Origin of the sequence: Kitasatospora sp. GAS1066B (assembly GCF_041262605.1) — a bacterium.
Taxonomy (GTDB): domain Bacteria; phylum Actinomycetota; class Actinomycetes; order Streptomycetales; family Streptomycetaceae; genus Kitasatospora.
The window spans coordinates 74617-94943 of the sequence record NZ_JBGCCO010000021.1 but is presented as its reverse complement, the minus strand read 5'-3'; the positions used below and the strand labels follow the sequence as shown (position 1 = coordinate 94943).

General features: G+C 71.4%; 20 protein-coding genes. 7 read left to right on the top strand and 13 right to left on the bottom strand.

All coding sequences use genetic code 11. The features are described 5' to 3' along the window. Positions 1–43 precede the first annotated feature (43 nt). Positions 44–901 carry an oxidoreductase gene (locus ABH937_RS23550; RefSeq protein ID WP_370219358.1) on the bottom strand — a complete coding sequence of 286 codons (858 nt, stop codon included), beginning with the start codon at positions 899–901 and terminating at the stop codon, positions 44–46. A 215-nt stretch (positions 902–1116) separates the two neighbouring features. Between ABH937_RS23550 and ABH937_RS23545 the strand changes: the two genes are divergently transcribed. Further along, positions 1117–1959, top strand: coding sequence for a helix-turn-helix transcriptional regulator (locus ABH937_RS23545; RefSeq protein WP_370219357.1), 843 nt, complete (start codon positions 1117–1119; stop codon positions 1957–1959). Between the two features lie 10 nt (positions 1960–1969). Here ABH937_RS23545 and ABH937_RS23540 read toward each other — a convergent pair whose 3' ends face one another. From ABH937_RS23540 to ABH937_RS23530, 3 genes are read right to left on the bottom strand one after another with little or no spacing between them, the layout of a single operon-like run. Beyond that, complete coding sequence (locus ABH937_RS23540; RefSeq protein WP_370219356.1) at positions 1970–2398, bottom strand: hypothetical protein; 429 nt, start codon at positions 2396–2398, stop codon at positions 1970–1972. Between the two features lie 33 nt (positions 2399–2431). After that, positions 2432–2824, bottom strand: coding sequence for a hypothetical protein (locus ABH937_RS23535; RefSeq protein WP_370219355.1), 393 nt, complete (start codon positions 2822–2824; stop codon positions 2432–2434). Next, the gene (locus ABH937_RS23530; protein ID WP_370219354.1) at positions 2821–3303 is read right to left on the bottom strand and encodes a hypothetical protein; all 483 of its coding nucleotides are present in this window, start codon (positions 3301–3303) and stop codon (positions 2821–2823) included. Before ABH937_RS23530 ends, ABH937_RS23535 begins: the two co-directional genes overlap by 4 nt. Positions 3304–3598: 295 nt before the next feature. Between ABH937_RS23530 and ABH937_RS23525 the strand changes: the two genes are divergently transcribed. The 5 genes from ABH937_RS23525 to ABH937_RS23505 are packed head-to-tail and all read left to right on the top strand — an operon-like array spanning position 3599 to position 8186. Further along, a complete protein-coding gene (locus ABH937_RS23525; RefSeq protein WP_370219352.1) occupies positions 3599–5011 on the top strand; it encodes a ferric reductase-like transmembrane domain-containing protein in 1413 nt (470 codons plus the stop codon). 14 nt (positions 5012–5025) lie between these two features. Then, positions 5026–5505, top strand: coding sequence for an FMN-binding protein (locus ABH937_RS23520; RefSeq protein WP_370219351.1), 480 nt, complete (start codon positions 5026–5028; stop codon positions 5503–5505). 5 nt (positions 5506–5510) lie between these two features. Next, on the top strand, positions 5511–6344 hold the full coding sequence (locus tag ABH937_RS23515; protein WP_370219350.1) for an FAD:protein FMN transferase: 834 nt from the start codon (positions 5511–5513) through the stop codon (positions 6342–6344). 4 nt (positions 6345–6348) lie between these two features. After that, a complete protein-coding gene (locus ABH937_RS23510; RefSeq protein ID WP_370219349.1) occupies positions 6349–7008 on the top strand; it encodes a response regulator transcription factor in 660 nt (219 codons plus the stop codon). Continuing rightward, positions 7005–8186 (top strand): sensor histidine kinase, encoded by a 1182-nt coding sequence (locus tag ABH937_RS23505; RefSeq protein ID WP_370219348.1) that lies wholly within the window; start codon positions 7005–7007, stop codon positions 8184–8186. The genes ABH937_RS23510 and ABH937_RS23505 overlap by 4 nt, the downstream gene beginning before the upstream one ends. A gap of 261 nt (positions 8187–8447) precedes the next feature. Here the strand turns inward: ABH937_RS23505 and ABH937_RS23500 are convergent, their stop codons facing one another. The 5 genes from ABH937_RS23500 to ABH937_RS23480 form a co-directional block, all read right to left on the bottom strand. Beyond that, complete coding sequence (locus ABH937_RS23500; RefSeq protein WP_370219347.1) at positions 8448–9182, bottom strand: alpha/beta hydrolase; 735 nt, start codon at positions 9180–9182, stop codon at positions 8448–8450. A gap of 49 nt (positions 9183–9231) precedes the next feature. Continuing rightward, positions 9232–10437, bottom strand: a complete 1206-nt coding sequence (locus ABH937_RS23495) for an MAB_1171c family putative transporter (RefSeq protein WP_370219346.1) — start codon at positions 10435–10437, stop codon at positions 9232–9234. Between the two features lie 9 nt (positions 10438–10446). Further along, positions 10447–10956 (bottom strand): ImmA/IrrE family metallo-endopeptidase, encoded by a 510-nt coding sequence (locus ABH937_RS23490; RefSeq protein WP_370219345.1) that lies wholly within the window; start codon positions 10954–10956, stop codon positions 10447–10449. Continuing rightward, a complete protein-coding gene (locus ABH937_RS23485) occupies positions 10953–11387 on the bottom strand; it encodes an XRE family transcriptional regulator (protein WP_280692823.1) in 435 nt (144 codons plus the stop codon). The genes ABH937_RS23490 and ABH937_RS23485 overlap by 4 nt, the downstream gene beginning before the upstream one ends. A gap of 155 nt (positions 11388–11542) precedes the next feature. Further along, positions 11543–13786 carry an RICIN domain-containing protein gene (locus ABH937_RS23480; RefSeq protein WP_370219344.1) on the bottom strand — a complete coding sequence of 748 codons (2244 nt, stop codon included), beginning with the start codon at positions 13784–13786 and terminating at the stop codon, positions 11543–11545. A gap of 421 nt (positions 13787–14207) precedes the next feature. On the opposite strand from ABH937_RS23480, the gene ABH937_RS23475 reads away from it, so the two are divergent. Then, positions 14208–15545, top strand: coding sequence for a ricin-type beta-trefoil lectin domain protein (locus ABH937_RS23475; protein ID WP_370219343.1), 1338 nt, complete (start codon positions 14208–14210; stop codon positions 15543–15545). Positions 15546–15610: 65 nt separating this feature from the next. On the opposite strand, the gene ABH937_RS23470 is transcribed toward ABH937_RS23475, so the two are convergent. The 4 genes from ABH937_RS23470 to ABH937_RS23455 are packed head-to-tail and all read right to left on the bottom strand — an operon-like array spanning position 15611 to position 20263. Beyond that, on the bottom strand, positions 15611–17320 hold the full coding sequence (locus ABH937_RS23470; RefSeq protein WP_370219342.1) for an urease subunit alpha: 1710 nt from the start codon (positions 17318–17320) through the stop codon (positions 15611–15613). Then, positions 17317–18024, bottom strand: a complete 708-nt coding sequence (gene ureA / locus ABH937_RS23465; protein ID WP_370219341.1) for an urease subunit gamma — start codon at positions 18022–18024, stop codon at positions 17317–17319. Before ureA ends, ABH937_RS23470 begins: the two co-directional genes overlap by 4 nt. A 4-nt stretch (positions 18025–18028) precedes the next feature. Then, on the bottom strand, positions 18029–19192 hold the full coding sequence (locus ABH937_RS23460) for an agmatine/peptidylarginine deiminase (RefSeq protein ID WP_370219400.1): 1164 nt from the start codon (positions 19190–19192) through the stop codon (positions 18029–18031). 51 nt (positions 19193–19243) lie between these two features. Continuing rightward, positions 19244–20263: an agmatine/peptidylarginine deiminase gene (locus ABH937_RS23455; protein WP_370219340.1), complete on the bottom strand. Its 1020-nt coding sequence runs from the start codon at positions 20261–20263 to the stop codon at positions 19244–19246. Positions 20264–20327: the final 64 nt, after the last annotated feature.

Here is a 20327-nt window from a genome sequence, read left to right as displayed (position 1 = left end):
GCGCCTACCGGCCCGTGCATCGAGTGGGGCATCCGGGGAAAGGTCATGCCGCCGTTCCCGTCAGCAGCGCGGTGGCGGCCCAGAGCCTGCCCGCGGCCTCGGTGTCGCGTGCGGCCCGGGAGGGCCGGCCGACCTTCGGATGGCCCTTGATGCCGCCCGGGCCGTCCGGGCCGATGTAGGAATTGCCCGGCAGGTCCTGAGTCGCGGCGAACAGTGTCGGCAACGCGCCGTGCTCGGGATCGTTGAGGAAGAATCGGAACTTGTTGATCCGGTTGGCTGCGGAACGGCTCGCCAACGACGTGGTGGCGATCCCCGGGTGCGCGACCATGGAGCGCACCGGGCTGCCGGCCTCGGTCAACCGCCGTTGCAGCTCCAGCGAGAAGAGGAGCAGGTCGAGCTTGGAGCCGCTGTATGCGTCCATCGGCTTGTACGGCCGCCGCTCCCAGTTCAGGTCCTCCGGCCGGGCGTGCCCCATCCGATGCAACTGGGAGGCGACGTGCACCACCCGGTCGGTGATGCGCGGCAGCAACAGGTTCGTCAACGCGAACGGCCCGAAGTAGTTGGTCGCGGTCTGCAGGTCCAGCCCGTCCGCCGTCCTGCTGAGCGGGACGTCCATCACACCCGCGTTGTTGACCAGCACGTCCACCTTCCCGGTCCACTCCGTCGCGAAGGCACGCACCGACTCCAGGCTCGACACGTCCAGGCGCCGCACCTCGGTGCGGCCCGTGATCCCGGCCGACGCGGCCTCGCCCTTGGCGATATCGCGCACCGCGAGCACGACCCGGGCGCCGACCCGGGCCAACTCCCGCGCGGTGACCAGGCCGATCCCGCTCGACGCACCGGTGACGATCACCGTGCGGCCCGACAGGTCCGGCAGCTCAGCCGCCGTCCACTTCGACATGAGGCTCTCCTCGATCCGTGATCGACGCGAGCCGCAAGGTCCTGGGCCCGTCGTCCGCCGCCGTGGCGGTGGACACGAGTAGACGCCGCGCCCGAGGAGGCGACAAGGACCCGCCGAGCCACTGAACGCCGGACAGTGGATACCGGACCCGGCGCCCGTCGATAGTGGAACCAGCGGCGCCGGCAACCGGCCCGCCACACGAACGGGATGAGGACATGGACCGGGACGAACTCGGGCACTTCCTGCGCAGCCGGCGCGAAGCCCTGCAACCCGAGGACGTCGGCCTGCCCGGCCGGACCCGCCGACGCACCGCCGGCCTGCGCCGCGAGGACGTGGCCGAGCTGTCGGGCATGTCGGCGGACTACTACGCCCGCCTCGAACGCGGAAACGGCCCGCAGCCCTCCGAACAGATGACCGCCGCCCTCGCCCGTGGCCTGCGACTCTCCCTCGACGAACGCGACCACCTGTTCCTGCTCGCCGGCCACCGCGCCCCGCTCCGCGCCCTGCGGGCCGAGCACGTCAGCCCCGGCCTGATGCGGGTGCTCGACCGGCTCGACGACACCCCCGCGCAGATCATGGGCGCGCTCGGCGAGACGCTCGCCCAGACCAGGCTCGCCACCGCGCTGTTCGGCGACGAGACCAAGCACACCGGCCCCGCCCGAAGCGCCGTCTACCGCTGGTTCACCCACCCCGCCGCCCGCCGCCTCTACCCCGCCGAGGACCACCCTCACCACAGCCGCGTCCACGTCGCCCAACTGCGGACCGTCGTCACGCAGCACGGTCCGCAGTCACCTGCCGCACAACTGGCCCACACCTTGACCGGCCTGAGCACGGAGTTCGCCGACCTCTGGAACGGCCACCAGGTCGGACTGCGCTACACGGAGCAGAAGCGGTTCATCCACCCGGAAGTCGGCCGGCTCGACCTCTACTGCCAGTTCCTGCTCGACCCGGATCGAACCCACGTGCTGCTGATCCTCACCGCCACGCCTGGTAGTGAGAGTTACGAGAAGCTCGCCCTGCTGGCGGTCCTCGGCGCGCAGCACCTCGCTCCCGGCTGACGCGAGGTCATCAGCTGCTGGGGACCGTGACGCAGACCTCCTCCTGGTACGCCCACACCTGATCGAAGCCGTCCCACGCCTGATCGAGGCCGCAGTACTGGCCGGGGCCGTCGCCGGGCACGCTGACCGAGAAGCTGCCGGGGGCGGGAAGGGTGTGCAGGCCGGTGACGAGGAGTTGCCCGGTGGGTCCGCTGAGGATGATCCGGCCTCCCCAACCGCGCCCGCCGGTGGCGACGTTCACCGTGGCGGTCACGGTGGTCGGCGCGGCCGGCGGGCCGTCGAAGCTCAGGCAGATGGACTTGCCGATCCGCTGTCCGGAGCAACTCGCGGCAGTGGAAGGCCAGTTGGAGGCGTGAGCGGCGGTGGGCAGTGCCGCCAGGCACAGGATCGCGAGGCCGGCGGTCGTGGTCCTGCGTAGGGTGAGCCGTGGTCCGGTCATCAGTGTCTTCCTTTCCTACCGGTCCGGTGTGCGTCAACTCGTGGTGACGCAGACGCTCTTCTCCTGGAAGTAGGTCTGGTGGTAGACGTCCCAGCGCCAGTCGACGGCGCAGTAGCGGCCGGGGCCCGCGCCGGGCCGACTGTTGGCCCAGCTCGCGGGAGCCTGGAGCATGTGGTCGCCGGTGCGCAGCAGTTGGCCGCTGGGGCCGTCGATCTCGATCTGGCTGAACCAGCCGCGCCCGCCGGATTGGACGATCATCGTCGCGGTGACGGTCTGCTGGCCGACGCCGAGGCAGATCTGCTTGCCGTAGGGGACGACGGCAGAGCAGCCGGAGGCCGCTGACGCGGCCGTCGCGGGCGGGCCGGCGAGTGTGACTGCCGCGACGGCGAGGCCGACGGGCGTGGCCAGGCGCGGGAGTCGTTTCACGGGAGACGGGCTCCTTCCGTGTGCTGATGGGTGACGGGGCGCGCGGTCGTGGTCTGCGCCGTTCTGAAGGCGGTCAGCAGGACGGTGGCGGCCGTGATCAGGAGGATGCCCTCCACGACGACGCTGATGAGGCCCAGGGGTTCGGTCCAGTTGCCCTTGTCGTCGTTGTAGTCGGGCAGGCCGGGGCCTCGGGAGAGGATGAAGCCGAGCAGCGGGCCGAGGGCGACTCCCATGGCGAGCAGCCAGTCGACGGGGTAGGCGTCGCGGGGCACGCGTTGCCGGGTGCTGGCGAGGAGCAGGACCGCGCAGAGCACGCCAGTCGCCTCCAGCAGGTAGTAGCCGATGCCGACGTAGTGCGGTGTCTTGTCGCCGGGGAAGCCTCCCTGGTCCTGGACGTGGATCCAGGACACGGCGAGGCAGAGCAGCGCGGCGACCACTCTGGGGAGTAAGCGGGCACGGTCGAGCGAGGGCATGGACATGGGAGCCTCCGGGGCATCAGGGCAGGAGCGCGTCGGTGAGCCGCCGCTGGAGGCGGACTTGACGCTGTGCCTTCAATGCTGACGAGATGTCAGCGAAGTTGCCATGTTCCCGTCCTCTGAGAACCCTCTGAATCGCCACCCGGCTTCCACCGGCGCTCCGGCGCCATGACTCGGTGCCCCTCGGCGCCCTGTCGGGTGCACGAGGCGGCCCAGTGCGCGGGGCTGTTACCGGGGTGTTATGCGCCGGCGGCGACAGTGGTGCGGTCAGATCCCCGCAGAGTGATGGGAGCCGCCGGTGTCCACCGTGAGCGCATCCTCCGCACGGCAGGCCCGCCACCGGGCAGGGCCGTCCCCGCAGCAGCAGCCGTCCGGCCTGCCGGGCGCCGGCCACCTCTGGTCGCGGGTCCTGCTGCTGGTCATCTGGGCCGGCGTGCCGGCGGTCCTGGCGATCTGGTGGCAGGACACCATCCCGGGCTCGCTGCGCGGCGGCGGGGACTACGTGACCGCCGCCGGGCGCCTGTCCGGCCTGCTGGCCGCCTACCTGCTGCTGGTGCTGGTCGCGCTGATGGCGCGCATCCCGTGGCTGGAGAACCGGGTGGGCTCCGACGTGGTGGCGCGCTACCACCGGACGCTGGGCGAGTACACGGTCGCCCTGGCCGCCGCCCACGCCGTGCTGATCATCCTCGGCTACGCGTGGCAGTCCGGCACCAACCCGCTCACCGAGACGGGCACCGTCCTGTTCCACTACCCGGACATGCTGCTGGCCACCGCCGCACTCGCCCTGCTGGTGCTGGTGGGGGTCGTCTCGGCCCGCGCGGTGCGCCGCAAGCTGCCGTACGAGACCTGGTACCACGTCCACCTGCTCGTGTATGTCGCGATCGCGCTCGCCTTCGCCCACGAGTTCTCCGTCGGCGCGGACTTCTCCACCTCGCCGAGCAACCGCCTGCTCTGGTCCGGCGCGCACATCGCGGTGGCCGCCGCTGTCCTCGTCTTCCGGGTCGTCGTGCCGGTGCGTCGCTCCCTGCGCCACCAGGTGCGGGTGGCCCGCGTCGTGTCGCAGGGGCCCGGCGTCGTGTCGATCCACCTCACCGGACGCGACCTGGACGAACTGGGCGCTCAGGCCGGCCAGTTCCTGCGCTGGCGCTTCCTGGCCCGCGGCCTGTGGTGGCAGTCGCACCCTTACTCGCTGTCCGCAGCACCCGAGCAGGGACAGTGGCGGATCACCGTGAAGAACCTCGGCGACTCCAGCGCCGCCGTCAGCCGCCTGCACTCCGGCACCCGGGTCTGGTTCGAGGGCCCCTACGGCGCCTTCACCGAGCAGCGCCGCAGCCCCGCCCGCAAGGTGCTGCTGATCGCGGGCGGCGCCGGCATCACCCCGATCCGCGCGCTCTACGAGAGCCTGCCCGGCACCGGCGCCGACGTGATCCTGCTCTACCGCGCCACCCGCCCCGAGGACCTCGTCCTCTACCCGGAGCTGCAGGACATCGCCCACCGGCGCGGCTTCGGCCTCTACCCGCTGGTCGGCCCGCGCACCGGCCCCCAGGGCGACCCGCTGTCCGCCGCCCGGCTGCGCCAGATCGTGCCCGACATCGCCCAGCGGGACGTGTTCGTGTGCGGGCCGGGCGGGATGGCCGAGGCGGCCGCGCGGCAGCTGCGGCGGCTGGGGGTCCCCCAGCGGCGGATCCACCGCGAAGCGTTCGAGTTCTAGGAGGGGCACGCACCATGCGCAAGACCACGATGGCTCTGCTCTCCACCAGCGCCGGGCTCGCCCTGCTCATCGGGGCCAAGGCCGCGTCCGCCGGTGCCCCGAAACCCGCGCTGGCCGCGACCTCCCGCCTCCCGGGCGCACCCTCGTCGGCTGGGCACGCCCCCACGCAGTCCGCCGCCCCGGCGAGCGGCCCGTCGTCCGGTCCCACGACGGCTGCGGCCGGCGGGCGCTTCGCCGGCAGCGTGGTCGACACGCCCTACGGACCCGTGCAGGTCCAGGCCGTGCTGAGCGGCGGCAGGCTCACCGATGTCACCGTGCTCCAGCAGACCAGCGGCGGCCACAGCTCACAGATCGACTCCTACGCCCTGCCCCAGCTCAAGTCCGAGGCGCTGAAGGCGCAGAGCGCCAACATCGACGCCGTCTCGGGCGCGACCTACACCTCCGACGGCTACGCGCAGTCCCTGCAGGCCGCGCTCGACGCGGCCCACCGGTGACCGCCGTGCGCACCGCGACCGACCACGTCATGGGCACCGTCGTCTCCCTCACGGCCCCCGACACCACCGACCCCGCCCTCTTCGAGACCGCCGCCACGGCGGCCTTCGCCCACCTCCACCACGTCGACCGCGTCTTCTCGCCGTATCTGTCCGACAGCCCGATCAGCCGCATCCGCGACGGCCGCCTGCCCCTGGCCGACCTCGTCGGCCACCCCGACGGCCCGCAGATCCGCGAAGTCCTCGACCTGTGCGAGCGGTTGAAGCAGGACAGCGGCGGTGCGTTCGACGCCTGGGCGGTCGGCGACCCGCCGCGCTTCGACCCGTGCGGTGCGGTCAAGGGCTGGGCCGCCGAACACGCCTGCGCCCTCGCCGCCGCCCACGGCCTGCCCCGGCACCTCCTCAACGCCGGCGGCGACATCCGCCTGTACAGCGGCAACGACCCGGCCCTGTGGCGGGTCGGGATCACCGACCCGCACCACCCGGGAACCGTGCTGACCGTGCTGCACCTGCGGGACGGGGCCGTGGCGACCTCCGGCACCGCCGAGCGCGGCACGCACGTCTTCGACCCGCGCACCGCACGTCCAGCCGCAGCGCTGACCCAGGTCACCGTCACCGGACCCGACCTCACCCTCGCCGACGGCTACGCCACCGCCGCCCTCGCCATGGCCACCGACCCCCGCGGCCGGACCGCCGCCCAGGCCTGGCTGGCCGCCCTCGCCGCCCGCACCGGCTACCAGGCGCTGACCGTCGACCCGTTCGGCGTCACCTGGCACACCGCCCAGCTGCCCGACCTGCTCACCGCACCTGTCACCCGCACGCCCGCGCCCGCGAGAGGATGACCCCATGCGGATCCTGATCGCCGAGGACGAACAACGCCTGGCCGCGCGCATCGCCGAAGGGCTGCGCGACCAAGGCATGGCCGTGGACGTCAGCCACGACGGCGACGATGCCCTGTACAAGATCGACGTCAACGCCTCCTACGACGTCCTCGTCCTGGACCGCGACCTGCCCGGCACCCCCGGCGACGAGATCTGCCGCCAGCTGTCCGGCCGCGAGGACGCCCCGATGATCCTCATGCTCACCGCCCTGTCCGACCCCGGCGACCGCGTCGACGGCCTCAGCCTGGGCGCCGACGACTACCTCGGCAAACCCTTCTCCTTCCCCGAACTCACCCTGCGCATCCGGGCCCTGGCCCGCCGCGGCCGCTCCCACACCGCCCTGCTCACCCACGGCGACCTCACCATGGACACCCTGCGCCGCACCGTCCACCGCGCCGGCCACCCCATCTCCCTGACCGCCAAGGAGTTCACCCTCCTACAGGTCCTGCTCACCGCCGACGGCGCCGTCCTCAGTCAGGAGCAACTCCTCGAACGCGCCTGGGACGAACACGCCGACCCCTTCACCAACACCGTCCGCGTCACCGTCAACCGGCTGCGCCGCAAACTCGGCCAACCCGAACTGGTGGAAACCGTCGTCGGCTCCGGCTACCGGATCACGCCATGACCCGCCACCTGCCCAAGCCGCCCAGCTGGCTTCGGCTGCCGCCCCTGACCATCCGCACCCGCCTCACCCTCACCTACGCCGCCCTGTTCACCGTCGGCGGCACCGTGCTGCTCTTCGCCCTCACCTTCGCCTTCTACCGCGCGATCTTCCGGCCACTGCCCGCCAACCAGATCCCCAGCCGCTTCGACCCCGACCACGACCACTTCGTCGGCCTGAGCGACCAGATCCGCTCCTCCGCCGCCGAACACCTGCTGCGCGACGCCTTCCTGCTGCTCCTGGTCGTGGTCGCCGTCTCCGCCCTGCTCGGCTGGTGGGTCGCCGGCCGCCTCCTGCGCCCGATCGCCGCCATCACCACCGCCGCCCGCCGCGCCGGCCAGACCACCCTGCACGAACGCCTCAACCTGGCCGGACCCAGCGACGAACTCAAGGAACTCGGCGACACCTTCGACGCGATGCTGGAGCGCCTCGACACCGCCTTCGCCGCCCAACGCCGCTTCGTCGCCAACGCCAGCCACGAACTGCGCACCCCACTGGCCGTCACCCGCACCACCACCGAGGTCACCCTCGCCAAACCCGAACCCACCCAGGCCCAATGGCGCGCCATGGCCCACGACGTCACCCAGGCCACCGACCGCGCCCAGCGCCTGATCGAGGCCCTGCTCATCCTGGCCCGCTCCGAACAACGCCTCACCGACCTGGAAGACGACGACCTCGCCGACATCACCGCCGAGGCCCTCGACCACACCGCCACCCGAGCCCGGACCCGCGCCCTGCACGTCGAGACCGACCTGGCGCCCGCACCACTGCGCGGCAACCTCGCCCTGCTCGACATCGCGGTCACCAACCTCCTGGAGAACGCGGTCAAGTACAACCACCACGCCGGCCTGCTCCAGATCTCCACCCGCACCGTCCACCACCCCGACCACACCCCGCACCCCGGCACCTGGGCCGAACTCACCGTCACCAACGACGGCCCCCACCTCGACCCCACCACCATCGACCGGCTCCTCGAACCCTTCCACCGCGGCGACCACACCCGCCTCACCACCACCGAAGGCGCGGGCCTGGGCCTGTCCATCGTCCGCGCAATCACCCACGCCCACCACGGACACCTGACCGCCACCGCCCGCCCCGACGGCGGACTGATCATCACCATCCTGCTGCCCGAGGCACCCTGAGCCCAACGAGCTGACGGACTGGATACCGCTACCCCGGGGCAGGCCACCGCGGCGCAGGCACCGAGCCTGAGCGCCTCCCGCACAGCCTTCAGCTTGCAGGCAGGCCTCCTGGTCACCTCCGTGACCTGGAATCCGACGCTGATCGTCTCGGTGCAGGCCTCCGCTGTAGGGGGTGCCTACACCGGAACAGTGACGCACTCGGTTGCCTAGCGCCGCGTCGGGAGGTACGGGAGGTGATGGTGCCTCAGGCCCGCCCGGTGGTCACCGGCCAACCGTGGTCGACGCGGCGGTGGCGAGGATGCCGGCGGTGGTCAGGCCGGCGCTGCGGGCGTGTTCCGCTTGGGCCGGGCGGCAGCGGTTCTGGTCCGGGTCGTACTCGGTCATGATCACGCCCGCGTGGTCGGAGGCGGGTGTTTCGAGGTGCGCCGACCACCCGTGGTCCCGCAGGGCGTCGCGGAATTCCTCCGAGTAGCGGCTGCTCACCAGCGTGTCCGAGGTGCCGTGGACGAGCCAGACGGGACTCGGCGCGAGAGCGGGGCGGGACAGCTCGGCCGTCGGGCTGGTGCCGGTGATCCGGGACGGCCGGTCGTAGCGGCCCGCGATGCCGACCGCGGCCGTCGGGCGCCAACCGTCGACGGCCTCGGGGGCCAGGGCGAGGCTCACCGCCGCCGAGGCCCCGGCCGACCAGCCGGCCAGCACCGTGCGGTCGGCGTCACCCCCGTGCGAGGCGGCGTGCTCGCGGACGAACCGGAGGGATTCGAGGAGGTGGCCGCGGCCGCCGTCCTCGGCGTCGGGGCGCCAGTCGGGAACGTAGACGAGCAGGCCCTGCCGGGCCGTTGCCTCGGCCAGGGGTGCCAGCACGTCCCGTTCATCGGGACCGATGCCGTGCCAGAGGAGCACGACGGGTGCCGGGCCGGCCGGCGTGGGCCGGTAGATGTCGATCGACTTGGCGCCGGGTCCGTAGGTCGAGGTGGTGACTTCGAGGTTTGCCGTCATGGCGTGTCGGTGCTCTTTCCGCTGGTGTTCTTCTGGTTCGCCCAGTCCATCAAGTGGCATCCTCGTGCGCGGCGGCGGTCGCGAAGTGGGCGGCGATGCGCAGCAGTGCGCGAACGTCGTCGTCCGGCGTGCGGACCTCGTCGCGGTCGCCCGCGTCGGCGTAGGCGGTCGGGGCCTTCGGTGATTCGTTGCGGTGGTAGGCCGTCAGCGCCCCGCGGAGTTGGTCGGCGGTGACCGCGGCGGCCAGCTCGGCGCCCTGCAGCCCGGCGCTCGTGTGACGCGTCTCGGCCGCGTGGCGCACGGATGCGTCCAGGTGGTGGCGCAAGGCCCACTGGCCGTCCCGGATCTCCACGGTGCGCCGGTAGAGGTGCCAGGTGGCGCCCCAGACGGGCGGGCGGTCCGCCGAGGCGTGCCGGGAGGTCTGCAGCGCGATGGTGGGCAGGGCGTCGTGCACCCGGTGCCACAGCGGTGCGAGGCGTTGGTAGTTGCGATAGGCGCTCGCCCAGGCCCGGGCCCTCGGGACGGCGTGCACGGCCAGCGTGGGAATGAAGAATCCGGTGAGTTGGAGCGTGGTGCCGCCGTCGGCGCAGAGCCAGGCGAAGTTCTCCGCCTGCGCCGACGCATGGGGGAGGCCGAAGACCGCGGTTGCGACGTCCACGAGTCGGACCGCGCTGTAGCCGAAGGTCAGCAGTGCCCCCGCGCCCACGACGCGCAGACCACGGGCGATCCATGGCTCGCCCGTGCCGCCGGCCCGCCGCCAGCAGACCACGGCGGCGATGCCCTCCCCGATGGCATAGGCACCGATGTAGAGCGTCAGGAACGCCTGATAGATGCCGCTGTGGATGTACTTGGCCGTGAAGGCCTGCGGGGAGACCGCGCCGGTGACGGGGAGCAGGAGGAACAGCGTCGCCAGTGCGGCGATGACCGCCGCCCCGGCCGCGAGGCAGAGCCGGACCGTCCTGCGGGCCTTCTCCGGCGGCAGGACCCAGTGGGCCAGCACGATGAGCTCCAGCGTCTCCAGCGCCGTGACGATGCCGAAGGAGGCCAGGATGCCGATGGCCGGGTTGCCGGTCGTGCGGCCCAGAAACGCCCAGACCGGATCGAGGGACACCAGGAAGGAGAAGCCGGAGAGACCGTACATGCCGACCAGGGCGGTCAGCGCCCGGTCCCGGCCCAGGTGTCGCGGTGGGCAGAGCAGTATCAGGAAGCCGGTGACGGCCAGGGTCAGACAGACCGGGTGCAGGAACTGCTGCATGGACCCGTGTCACCGCCTTTCGCGCAGCAACGTGTCCGCCACCGGATCGTCGCCTTGGCGGCGCGGGCCCGGGCGGTGTGCGTGGCGCTGCAGGTAGGTGCCGATCAACTCCGCCTCCTCCTCGTCGTCGTGTTCGTAACTCGTGCGGCCCAGCATCATCTTGACCACCCTCGGGTCGAGGTCGGGGACCAGCCGGTCGGCGACCGGCTTGGCCGACGGGGCCGACGGGAGGACCGGCAGACCCTGGTGGTTGCGGAGGATGTGTCCGAGCTCGTGCGCGATGATGTGGTCCTGGTGGGCGGGGCTGGTGTCCGGGTGGACGAAGATGTAGTCCGTGCTCTGCGAGCGGATCCAGAGGCCGCACAAGCCCTGCGCGATGTCCTCGGAGATGGGGAGGGTCCGGATCGGGTAACCGGAGAGGTTCTCGACGACCGGGAAGAGCTCGCGCACGCTGCTGACGCGCGGCAGGTCCAGGCCACGCACGAAGCGCCGGCAGCTGCTGCGCAGGCCGCCTCTCATGGGTTCCGGTCCGTTCCTTCGTCGGCTGAGCCGGCCGGGAGCCCTTCCTGTGCGCGCAGTTGCTCGACCGTGGCGAGCACCTGCTCCATGCTCTGCGGTGACAGCCCCGCCACCCGCAGGGCGACACGCTGCACTCCGCTGTTGCGCAACTCACCGAGGAAGGCCAGCTCGGCCGTGACCCTGTCGGCGGTGCTGTCGTCGAAGAAGTAGGCCGCGGGGACGCCGAAGAACCCCGCCAGCGCCTCGAGGTGCCGCCTGGTGGGGTTGTCCCGCCGCCCGGTGCGCAGCTGCCACAGATAGACGTGGGAGAGGGAGGCGCCACCGCGTTCGCGCAGCAGGTCGGCCACTTCGTGGTTGCTGTAGGGGCCTCGGTCGGGTGGGTGGACCGTCTCGAACAGCGCGTTCAGTCGCTCCTGGAGTGTCCTGGTCAAAAGAACCCCTCCCCGGTCCTCAGGATGAACGTGAGCTGACGCAGCGTACCGATCATGCGACAGTCAGCATGGTAGCCGAACGCACTGTCGCCGGGCCCGGGCCGGTGGCCCGAACCCGGCGACGGCCGGTGCCTGCCCGGGGCAGGGATCCGAGCTCAGGGACCCGAGGTCAGGTACGTCACCGTGGAGCCGCTGGAGACCTGGCCCCCGGAGCCGTTGATCACGTGGCTGATGGTGCCGCTGCCGCCGAGCGAGACGGTGACCATGTCGTGGAAGGCCGAGCCGCTGCCGGGGACCTCGATCGCCCGGTCGGCGACCACCGACGGGTTGGTGCTCATGTAGCAGTAGACGCCGAGCCCCCAGGCCTGGTGTGAGGTGACGGAGTCGGCGACCTTGTAGGAGGGGTAGCCGTTCTGCCCGCCGCCGGGGGTCCAACTCGCGTTGTCCGGGACGTCGTAGGGCATCTCGGACTGGTAGAAGTAGGTCCGGCCGCCGTTGCCGTTCCAGAGCGTCTGGTACTGCTGGTAGTGCTCGACCGCCAGGCCGTACATGGTGACGTTGTCGCCGTTGACCACCAGGCCGTTGGCGGCGGTGTTGGTGTTCCAGCCGAAGGTGCCGCCGTTGCCGTGGTCGGCCCGCCAGATCCACAGGTCGTTGCCGATGGTGTCGTTGCTGTTCACCACCAGGGACCGGGTGGCCTGGCCGGCCACGTCGCCGCCGACCCGGAAGAACACGTCCTGGAGGCTGGTCGGGTCGGCCGCGTGCGAGGCGGTCGCGCCGGCGGGGCCGATCTGCACCAGGGAGGAGCTGTTGGTGGTGCCCGCGCTGACGATCAGTCCGGCGATGTCGATGCCGTTCACGTCGGCGGTGGTGATCGCGGTGACGCCGTTGTCGGGCACCAGGGTCGCCATGCCGAGTCCGAGCACCACGGTGTCCGGCTTGGTGATGTTCAGCGGCGCGTTGAGGTGGTAGACGCCCGGCGTGACCAGCAGGTTCTTGCCGGCGGCGAGCGCGGCGTTGATGGTGGCGGCGGTGTCACCGGCCTTCACCACGTAGAACTGGGTGATCGGGATCGAGGTGCCCGCGGTGCTGCCGCCGGTCCAGTCCGGGCCGGTGGCGTTGGTGCGCAGGGCCGGCACCATGACGTTGTAGAGGCCGGTGGAGTCCTCGTACAGGTAGGGCTTCTCCCGCACGGTCGGCGTCTGGGCCACCGTGGTGTAGGTCGGGAAGGACTGCGCGGGGGCGCCGTTGTCGCCGACGAAGACCATGTTCCAGTTGGAGCCGCCCCAGCTGCCCATCGTGCTGTCCTGGGTCAGGTACTGCTGCTGGGTACCGGAGTTGATCTGGCCGGAGACCTTCGAGTCGCCGATGAACCCGCCGGAGGACCAGTTGCTGCTGCTGTTGCCCGAGGTGTAGTCGTCCAGGGTCATGTTGCCGTGCACGTCGACCCGGCGGAACGGGTCGGCCTGCGAGACCGCGTACTCCAGGGTGCCCGAGCTCGGCGTGTCGGAGAGGTTCTCCACGTCGCGCCAGAAGTTCTGGGTGGCGTTGCCGCCGGACCAGGCGGCGTCCACGTGGATGCCGCCGCCGGTCAGCGAGACGTCGTCGGGGGACGCGCCGAGGCCGGCCACCTGGGTGTAGAAGCCCACCGGCACGTCGACGTCGTAGCTGCCCGGCGTGAACAGCAGCGCGTACCGGTCGGTGCCGAACTGGTTCGACTGCTGGGAGCCGTAGACCGAGTTGATGGTCGACTGGATGCTGGCGGCGGACATCGACGGGTCGAAGATCTTGACGTTCGGTCCCAGGTCGGGATTGTTCGGGTTGGGCGGCGGGGCGCTTCCGCCGACCTGGTTCAGTGCGTAGGACTGCGCGGCCGTGCCGTTGCAGGTGTACTGCTGCAGCTGCACCGCGTCCGCGGTCGAGGCGGACGGTACGTCAAGGCAGAGCCCGCTGTAGTGGTTGACGAAGTGGTAGCCACCGCCGCTCTCGGCCACCGGCTGCCACTCCTGGCTGCTCCAGCCGCCGTTCGACCAGAGGTGGATCTGCGCGCCGCCGGCGGTCGACGGACCGGCCACGTCGATCGCCGGCTGGGCGCCGTTGGCGTTGACGATCACGTAGTAGCCGGCATCGGTCGCCGGCAGCAACTGCCACTGCTGGGCGCCGGTGCCGTTGCAGGTGTACTGCTGCACGGCGGTGCCGTTGGCGGTGGCGCCGGAAGCGGCGTCCACGCACTTGCCGCTGTTGGCGTTCACCAGGTTGTACCAGGCTGAACTGGAGACGGCGGCGTGCGCGCCCGTCGCGCCGCCCACCGTGGAGAGCGCGGCGGCGACCAGGACCGCGGCGGCCCCCGGTCCGGCCAGGCGGCGCGTCGGCCGACCGTGCTTCAGGAAGCGTTTCATGGTGACCTCTCCCGAGCGGGATTTTGTTTCTTGAAGGAAGCAGAGCCGATGCCGCCGCGTCAAGGCTTCCGTTCATCCCGGTGGGTGGCCCTCGTGCTGCCTCGGGGGAGCTGCAACTATGCAGTGAATCAGATGACTTGAGGCAACGCCAGCCTACTGGACGGTCTAGTGGTCCAGACCATGTGGGGCTTCATCTTCTGCACGCGATCGGGCGGTGAACCGCGTTCCGGCAACATCGTGCGCAGGTAGGCAAGTGCGCAGGTCGGAACCGTTGCGGCGGGTCTGGGGCGGTCCGTTCTGGTGATTCATTGGGAAGGTTTCCTGTTACAAGCCTTGACGAGGTGTCATGAGCGCGCGCAGACTCCCGTTCTGCTCGGGTCGGATGAAACACCCCCGCCATCGGCCACCTACGGAGCCCCTGATGCGTTTCAAACACGGCACCGCCACGCTCGTCACGACCGTCGTCGCCTCCGCCGCCGCCTTCCTGGGCAGCGCGGGCCAGGCACACGCGGCGACCGCAGCTCTTCCCGCCCACTTCGCCGCCCCCTACCTGCAGCTGAGCAGCGGCACCGCAGCCGACCTGGCGTCCGACATGAACGCCACCGGTCTGAAGAACTACACGCTCGCCTTCCTCATCCCGCAGTCCGGCTGCACCGCGCAGTGGGAGGCCGGCGGCGACCCGGTGGGCGCCTACACCTCGCAGATCAACGCGCTCAAGGCGGCCGGCGGCAGCGTCATCATCTCGTTCGGCGGCGCCCAGGGCGGCGAGCTGGCGCAGACCTGCACCTCGGTCTCCGCGCTCACCGCCGCCTACGCCAACATCGTCAACACCTACGGTGTGACCCGCCTCGACTTCGACATCGAGGGCGGCACCCTGGGCGACACCGCCGCCAACCAGCGCCGCAACCAGGCGCTCGCCGCGCTGCAGGCGCAGAACCCCTCGGTGCAGGTGGCGTACACCCTCGCGGTGGCCCCGAACGGGCTGCCGTCGCAGGAGTACGGCGTGCTGACCGACGCTCAGAGCCAGGGCGTCAACGTCAGCGCGGTCAACATCATGACCATGGACTTCGGCAACGGCGAGAACGCGCTGAACGACGCCGAGTCGGCCGCCACCGCCAGTGCCGGCCAGCTCGCCGGCCTCTACGGCATCTCCACCTCGGCCGCCTACGGCCGGCTCGGCCTGACCCCGATCGCCGGCCAGAACGACGACAACGAGTACTTCTCGCAGTCCGACGCGCAGACCCTGGAGAGCTTCGCCGCCGCCCGAGGCGTCCAGGAACTCTCCTTCTGGGAGGTCGACTACTACGACAAGCCGACCGGCTACGCCTACTCCCGGATCTTCAACCAGCTGACCGGCGGCGGACCCGGCCCGGGCCGCACCGGCCAGATCACCGGCTACGGCGGCAAGTGCGTGGACGTGGCCGGCGCCGCCACCGCCAACGGCACGGCGGTCCAGCTCTACGACTGCAACGGCACCGGGGCCCAGCAGTGGACCGTGGGTACCAACGGCACCTTGAGCGCCCTGGGCAAGTGCATGGACGTGACCGCCGCCGGCACCGCCGACGGCACCCAGGTGCAGCTGTACGACTGCAACGGCAGCGGCGCCCAGGTCTGGCAGCCCCAGTCCAACGGCGAACTGGTCAACCCCAGTTCGGGCAAGTGCCTGGACGCCACCGGCCCCAGCTCCGCCAACGGCACCCGGCTGCAGATCTGGACCTGCTACGACAGCGCCAACCAGCAGTGGACGCTGCCCAGCTGAGCCCCACCGGCACCAATCCGGGAGCAGTCCCACCGTGCCCGGGCACGGTGGGACTGCTCCCGGTGTCAGAGGAAGTAGAGGCGGCTGAGCGGCACGTCCTGCGCGGGCTCGGACCGCACCGGGGTGCCGTCGAGGGTCACCAGGCCATTGCGCGGGTCGACCTGGACGTCGCCCAGGCGGGCGTTGCGGATCAGGTCGGCTGGGCCGATGCCCCGGGCTCCCCTGACCGCCACCCGGCGCCGCCGGGTGGCCATGGCGTCGTACGGACGGCCGAACGAACCGGACTCGGCGGCGGCCCGGCCGACGAACGCGACCGACAGGTCGGCGGCCGTCGCGCCGTGCGCGCCGAACAGCGGCCCCAGGACGAGCGGTTCGCAGGCTTCGGTGGCCGCGTTCGGATCGCCCGTCACGCCGTAGGCGGGGAAGCCGGCCTTGAGGACCAGCTGGGGCTTCGCGCCGAAGAACGCGGGCCGCCAGAGCACGAGGTCGGCGAGCTTGCCGACCTCGATCGAGCCGACCTCGTGCGAGAGGCCGTGCGCGATGGCGGGGTTGATGGTGAGCTTGGCGATGTAGCGCAGGACGCGGGCGTTGTCGTCGTCGGGCCCGTCGCCCGCCAAGGGACCGACATCGGCTTTCATCTTGGCCGCCACGGCGAAGGTGCGGCGGACGGTCTCGCCGGCGCGGCCCATGCCCTGCGCGTCGGAGGAGGTGATGCCGATGACTCCGAGGTCGTGCAGGACATCCTCGGCGCCCATGGTCCCGGCGCGGATCCGGTCGCGGGCCATCGCGGCGTCGCCCGGCAGGTCGGTCTTGAGCCCGTGGACGGAGACGATCATGCCGTAGTGCTCGGCGACCGCGTCCCGGCCGTAGGGGAGGGTGGGGTTGGTGGAGGAGCCGATGATGTTCGGGACCCCGGCCATCTTGAGGACGTTGGGGACGTGTCCGCCGCCGCAGCCCTCGATGTGGAAGGCGTGGACGGTGCGGCCCTCCAGGACGGCGATGGTGTCCTCGACCGAGAGGCACTCGTTCAAGCCGTCGGTGTGCAGGGCGACTTGGACGTCGTGTTCCTCGGCGACGCGCAGTGCGGTGTCCAGGGCGCGGGTGTGGGCGCCCATGTCCTCGTGCACCTTGAAGCCGCAGGCGCCGCCCTCGGCCAGCGCCTCGACCAGCGGCGCCGGGTCGGAGGACGAACCCCAGCCCAGGAAACCGATGTTGACGGGCCAGGCGTCGAAGGCGTTGAAGGCGTGGCGCAGCGCCCAGGGGGAGTTGACGCCGACGCCCCAGGCGGGGCCGATCTCCTGGCCGATGATCGTGGTGACACCGGAGGCGAGCGAGGCCTCCATGATGCGCGGGGACATCAGGTGCACGTGGGTGTCGACGGCGCCGGCGGTGGCGATCAGGCCCTCGCCGGAGACGATCGTGGTGCCGGTACCGACCACCACGTCGACCCCTTGAAGCGTGTCCGGGTTGCCGGCCCGGCCGATCGCGGCGATCCGGCCCTCGCGGATCCCGATGGAGGTCTTGCGGATGCCCTGGATCGCGTCGATCACCAGCACGTTGCTGATGACCACGTCACAGGTCTCGCGGACGGCCGCGGCCTTGAGGTGCAGTCCGTCGCGGGCGGTCTTGCCGAAGCCGACCAGGAACTCCTCGCCCGGCAGCTGCGAGTCGGACTCGACCCGGACCACCAGGCCCGAGTCGCCGAGGCGCACCCGGTCACCGGCTCTCGGGCCGTGCACGGCGGCGTACTCGTGGGGTTCGATCGTCGTGCTCACCGCTTGCCCTCCAACTCGTCGGTCAGGGCTCCGAGGTAGCCGCACGCGGCGGCTCTGCGCAGCGCTTGCTGCTTGGCGCCCGGTGCGTCCAGCGGGCCGTCGACCAGCCCGGCGAAGCCGATCGCGACGCGGGCACCGCCGATCGGGACGAGTCCGACCTCGATCACCGCGCCCGGGTCGAAGCGCACGGACGAGCCGGCCGGGACGGCGAGCCGCATGCCGTAGGCGGTGGCGCGGTCGAAGTCGAGCCGGGGGTTGGCCTCGAAGAAGTGGAAGTGGGACGTCACGCTCACCGGCACCGTCGCGGTGTTGCGGACCGTCAGAGTGTGGACCGGCTGCGGCAGGTACGCCGTGTCGGTGCCGGATATCACGGCACCGGGCGCGGCCTCGCCCAGGCTCCCGCCGCCGAACGGGTCGGGGACCACCGCCAGCCGGGTGCCGTCGGCGAACACCGCCTCGACGTTGACCTCGGTGACGAGGTCCGGCACGCCCGGCAGGACGTCCTGCGGCCCGAGCACGCAGCGGGCGCGCTCGATCGCCTCGGCCAACCGCAGGCCGTCGCGCGCTGCCTCGCAGACGGTGTCCGCGATCAGCGCGGTGGCTTCGGGCACGTTGAGCAGCAGCCCGCGCAGGCGGCGGGCGCGGGCCAGTTCGGCGGCTGTGAAGATCAGCAGCCGGTCGCGCTCGGTCGGGGTCAGCCGCACGGTGTCACCCGGCCGGCTGGTCGTGGGTGGAGCAGTGGATGCCGCCGCCACCACCGGCGATGGTGTCGATCTGGAGCGGGACGATCTCGCGGTTCGGGAAGTGCTCCTTCATCAGCCCCTGCGCGTGCTCGTCGGCCTTCGGGTCGCCGAACAGCGGCAGGTAGACGCCCTTGTCACCGATGTAGAAGTTCAGGTACGAGGAGACGAAGGCCTCGCCGCGGCCGGTGATCAGGTCGGGGTCCGGCTGCTGGAGGTCGATGACCGTCAGCGGTTTGCCGGTCGCGTCGGTGGCGCCCGCCAGGACGGTCCGGGCCTGGTCGGCCGAGCGCGACCAGACGTCCGCCGGCATGCCGGGGAAGGCCTGGTCCAGGAACACGACACCGGGGCCCGCGAATCGGGCGAGGCAGTCCACGTGCGCGTCGGTGATGTCCTGGCCGCGTACGCCGGCCAGCCAGATCACCTTGGTCACGCCCAGGGCCGTCCTGAGGTCCGCCTCGATCTGGTCACGGCTCTTGCCGGGGTTGCGGTTGTCGTTGACCACCGAGCTCTCGGTGACCAGCAGGGTGCCCCGGCCGTCGCTCTCGAACGAGCCGCCCTCGGCGACGACCGGGGTGCCGATCCGGTCCAGGCCGTACCTTGCCAGGACCGCGCGGGCGACGCCGGCGTCGTTCGCGTGCTGCTGCTTGCCGCCCCAGCCGCTGAAGTTGAAGTCGACGCCCTTCACCTTTCCGGCCTCCTCGACGAACACCGGCACGGTGTCGCGGGCCCACAGGTCGTCCACCGGGGTCGAGAAGATCTCGATGTCCGAGCCGCAGGCGTTCTGCGCCGAAGCCTCCTGGCCGGGCCGCACCAGCAGGACGACCGGCTCGCGGCTCCCGATCGCCCGCGCCACGCCTGCGATGTCCTTGCGGACGGCGTCGAGCTGCCCACCCCAGGTCTCCTGCGACGCGGGCCACGCCATGAACGTGCGCGCGTGCTTCTCCCACTCGGCGCCGAGCCGGCGTCCGGCCGTCGCGCTGGTCGAACTGTCGGGCTGGACAAGCCCGTTGGAGGCTGGCGTGCCGGGTCCGGCCGAGCCGTCGGGCCCGGTGCAGGCCGCGGCGCCGAGCGCGACGACGCCGGCACCGGCGAGGGACCGCAGCACGGTACGGCGGGAAAGGGCGGACAGGGCCACGTGGTTCTCCGGGGATCGGGGGGCGGTGCCGGGTGCCGTACTGGTCTACGGGAGCGGTTCCTGCATGGTCGAGCAGTGGATGCCGCCACCGCCTGCCATCAGGCGGTCGACATCGAGCTGGACGACGGCACGGCCGGGGAAGGCCGCCTCCAAGGTCCGCTTGGCGGCCGCGTCCTTGTAGTCGTCGCCGAACTGGGCGGCGATGACGGCGCCGTTGACGACGTGGAAGTTGAGGTACGAGTCGACGAAGTCGGAGCGCCGCGAGCGGACGCTGTCCGGCCCCTCGACGCGGACGACCTCCAGCCGTCGTCCCCGCGCGTCGGTCTCCGCGGTCAGGATGTCGAACTGCTCGCGCGCATCCCGCGCCCAGGCGTCCTTGCGGCCGTCCGGTGGCAGCTGGACCAGCACCAGACCCGGGCGGACGAAGCGGGAGGTGACGTCGATGTGGTCGTCGGTGATGTCCTTGCCCTTGATGCCGGGCACCCAGATCATCCTGTCCGCGCCATACACGTCGAGGACGGCCGCCTCGACCTCGTCGCGGCTCCAGCCGCGGTTGCGGTTCTTGTTGACCAGGCTGCTCTCGGTCGCCATGACCGTGCCGGCACCGTCGGTCTCGATGCCGCCGCCCTCACCGACGAAGTCGGCGCGGATGAAGGGCAGGCCGGTCAGGTGGGCGACGCTCCCGGCGACGTGGGCGTCGTCGGCGTGGACCTGCTTCCTGCCCCAGCCGTTGAAGTTCAGCCCGATCGCCTGCAGTCCGCCGCGACCGTCACGCCGGAAGACCGGGGCGATGTCGCGCATCCACAGGTCGTCCGTCGGGATCGAGCCGATCACGGAGACGCTCGGGCCGCAGGCGTGCTGGGCCTGGGAGACCGAGTAGTCGTCCGGTGCGCACAGGACCACGGGCTCGTAGCGCGCGATCGTGCGGGCGATCAGCGCGATGTCCTCCTGCACTCCGCGCAGTTGACGTCCCCAGACCGACTTGCGCGACGGCCAGGACATCCATGTCCGGGCGTGCGGCACGTCGTCCCTGGGCACCTGGGGGCGCAGAAGCGAGTCTTTCATGGGCCCCACTCTGACACTGACTGAAAATTCAGTCAAGCATCGGGCCGCGTGTCTGCGCCCGGAT

Bases quoted from the DNA above. Each gene is read 5' to 3' on its own strand.
- ABH937_RS23455 (WP_370219340.1), bottom strand. From the start codon at position 20,263: ATGAAAGACTCGCTTCTGCGCCCCCAGGTGCCCAGGGACGACGTGCCG.
- ABH937_RS23510 (WP_370219349.1), top strand. From the start codon at position 6,349: ATGCGGATCCTGATCGCCGAGGACGAACAACGCCTGGCCGCGCGCATC.
- ABH937_RS23480 (WP_370219344.1), bottom strand. From the start codon at position 13,786: ATGAAACGCTTCCTGAAGCACGGTCGGCCGACGCGCCGCCTGGCCGGA.
- ABH937_RS23495 (WP_370219346.1), bottom strand. From the start codon at position 10,437: ATGCAGCAGTTCCTGCACCCGGTCTGTCTGACCCTGGCCGTCACCGGC.
- ABH937_RS23545 (WP_370219357.1), top strand. From the start codon at position 1,117: ATGGACCGGGACGAACTCGGGCACTTCCTGCGCAGCCGGCGCGAAGCC.
- ABH937_RS23505 (WP_370219348.1), top strand. From the start codon at position 7,005: ATGACCCGCCACCTGCCCAAGCCGCCCAGCTGGCTTCGGCTGCCGCCC.
- ABH937_RS23530 (WP_370219354.1), bottom strand. From the start codon at position 3,303: ATGTCCATGCCCTCGCTCGACCGTGCCCGCTTACTCCCCAGAGTGGTC.
- ABH937_RS23520 (WP_370219351.1), top strand. From the start codon at position 5,026: ATGCGCAAGACCACGATGGCTCTGCTCTCCACCAGCGCCGGGCTCGCC.
- ABH937_RS23540 (WP_370219356.1), bottom strand. From the start codon at position 2,398: ATGACCGGACCACGGCTCACCCTACGCAGGACCACGACCGCCGGCCTC.
- ABH937_RS23500 (WP_370219347.1), bottom strand. From the start codon at position 9,182: ATGACGGCAAACCTCGAAGTCACCACCTCGACCTACGGACCCGGCGCC.
- ABH937_RS23550 (WP_370219358.1), bottom strand. From the start codon at position 901: ATGTCGAAGTGGACGGCGGCTGAGCTGCCGGACCTGTCGGGCCGCACG.
- ABH937_RS23475 (WP_370219343.1), top strand. From the start codon at position 14,208: ATGCGTTTCAAACACGGCACCGCCACGCTCGTCACGACCGTCGTCGCC.
- ABH937_RS23490 (WP_370219345.1), bottom strand. From the start codon at position 10,956: ATGAGAGGCGGCCTGCGCAGCAGCTGCCGGCGCTTCGTGCGTGGCCTG.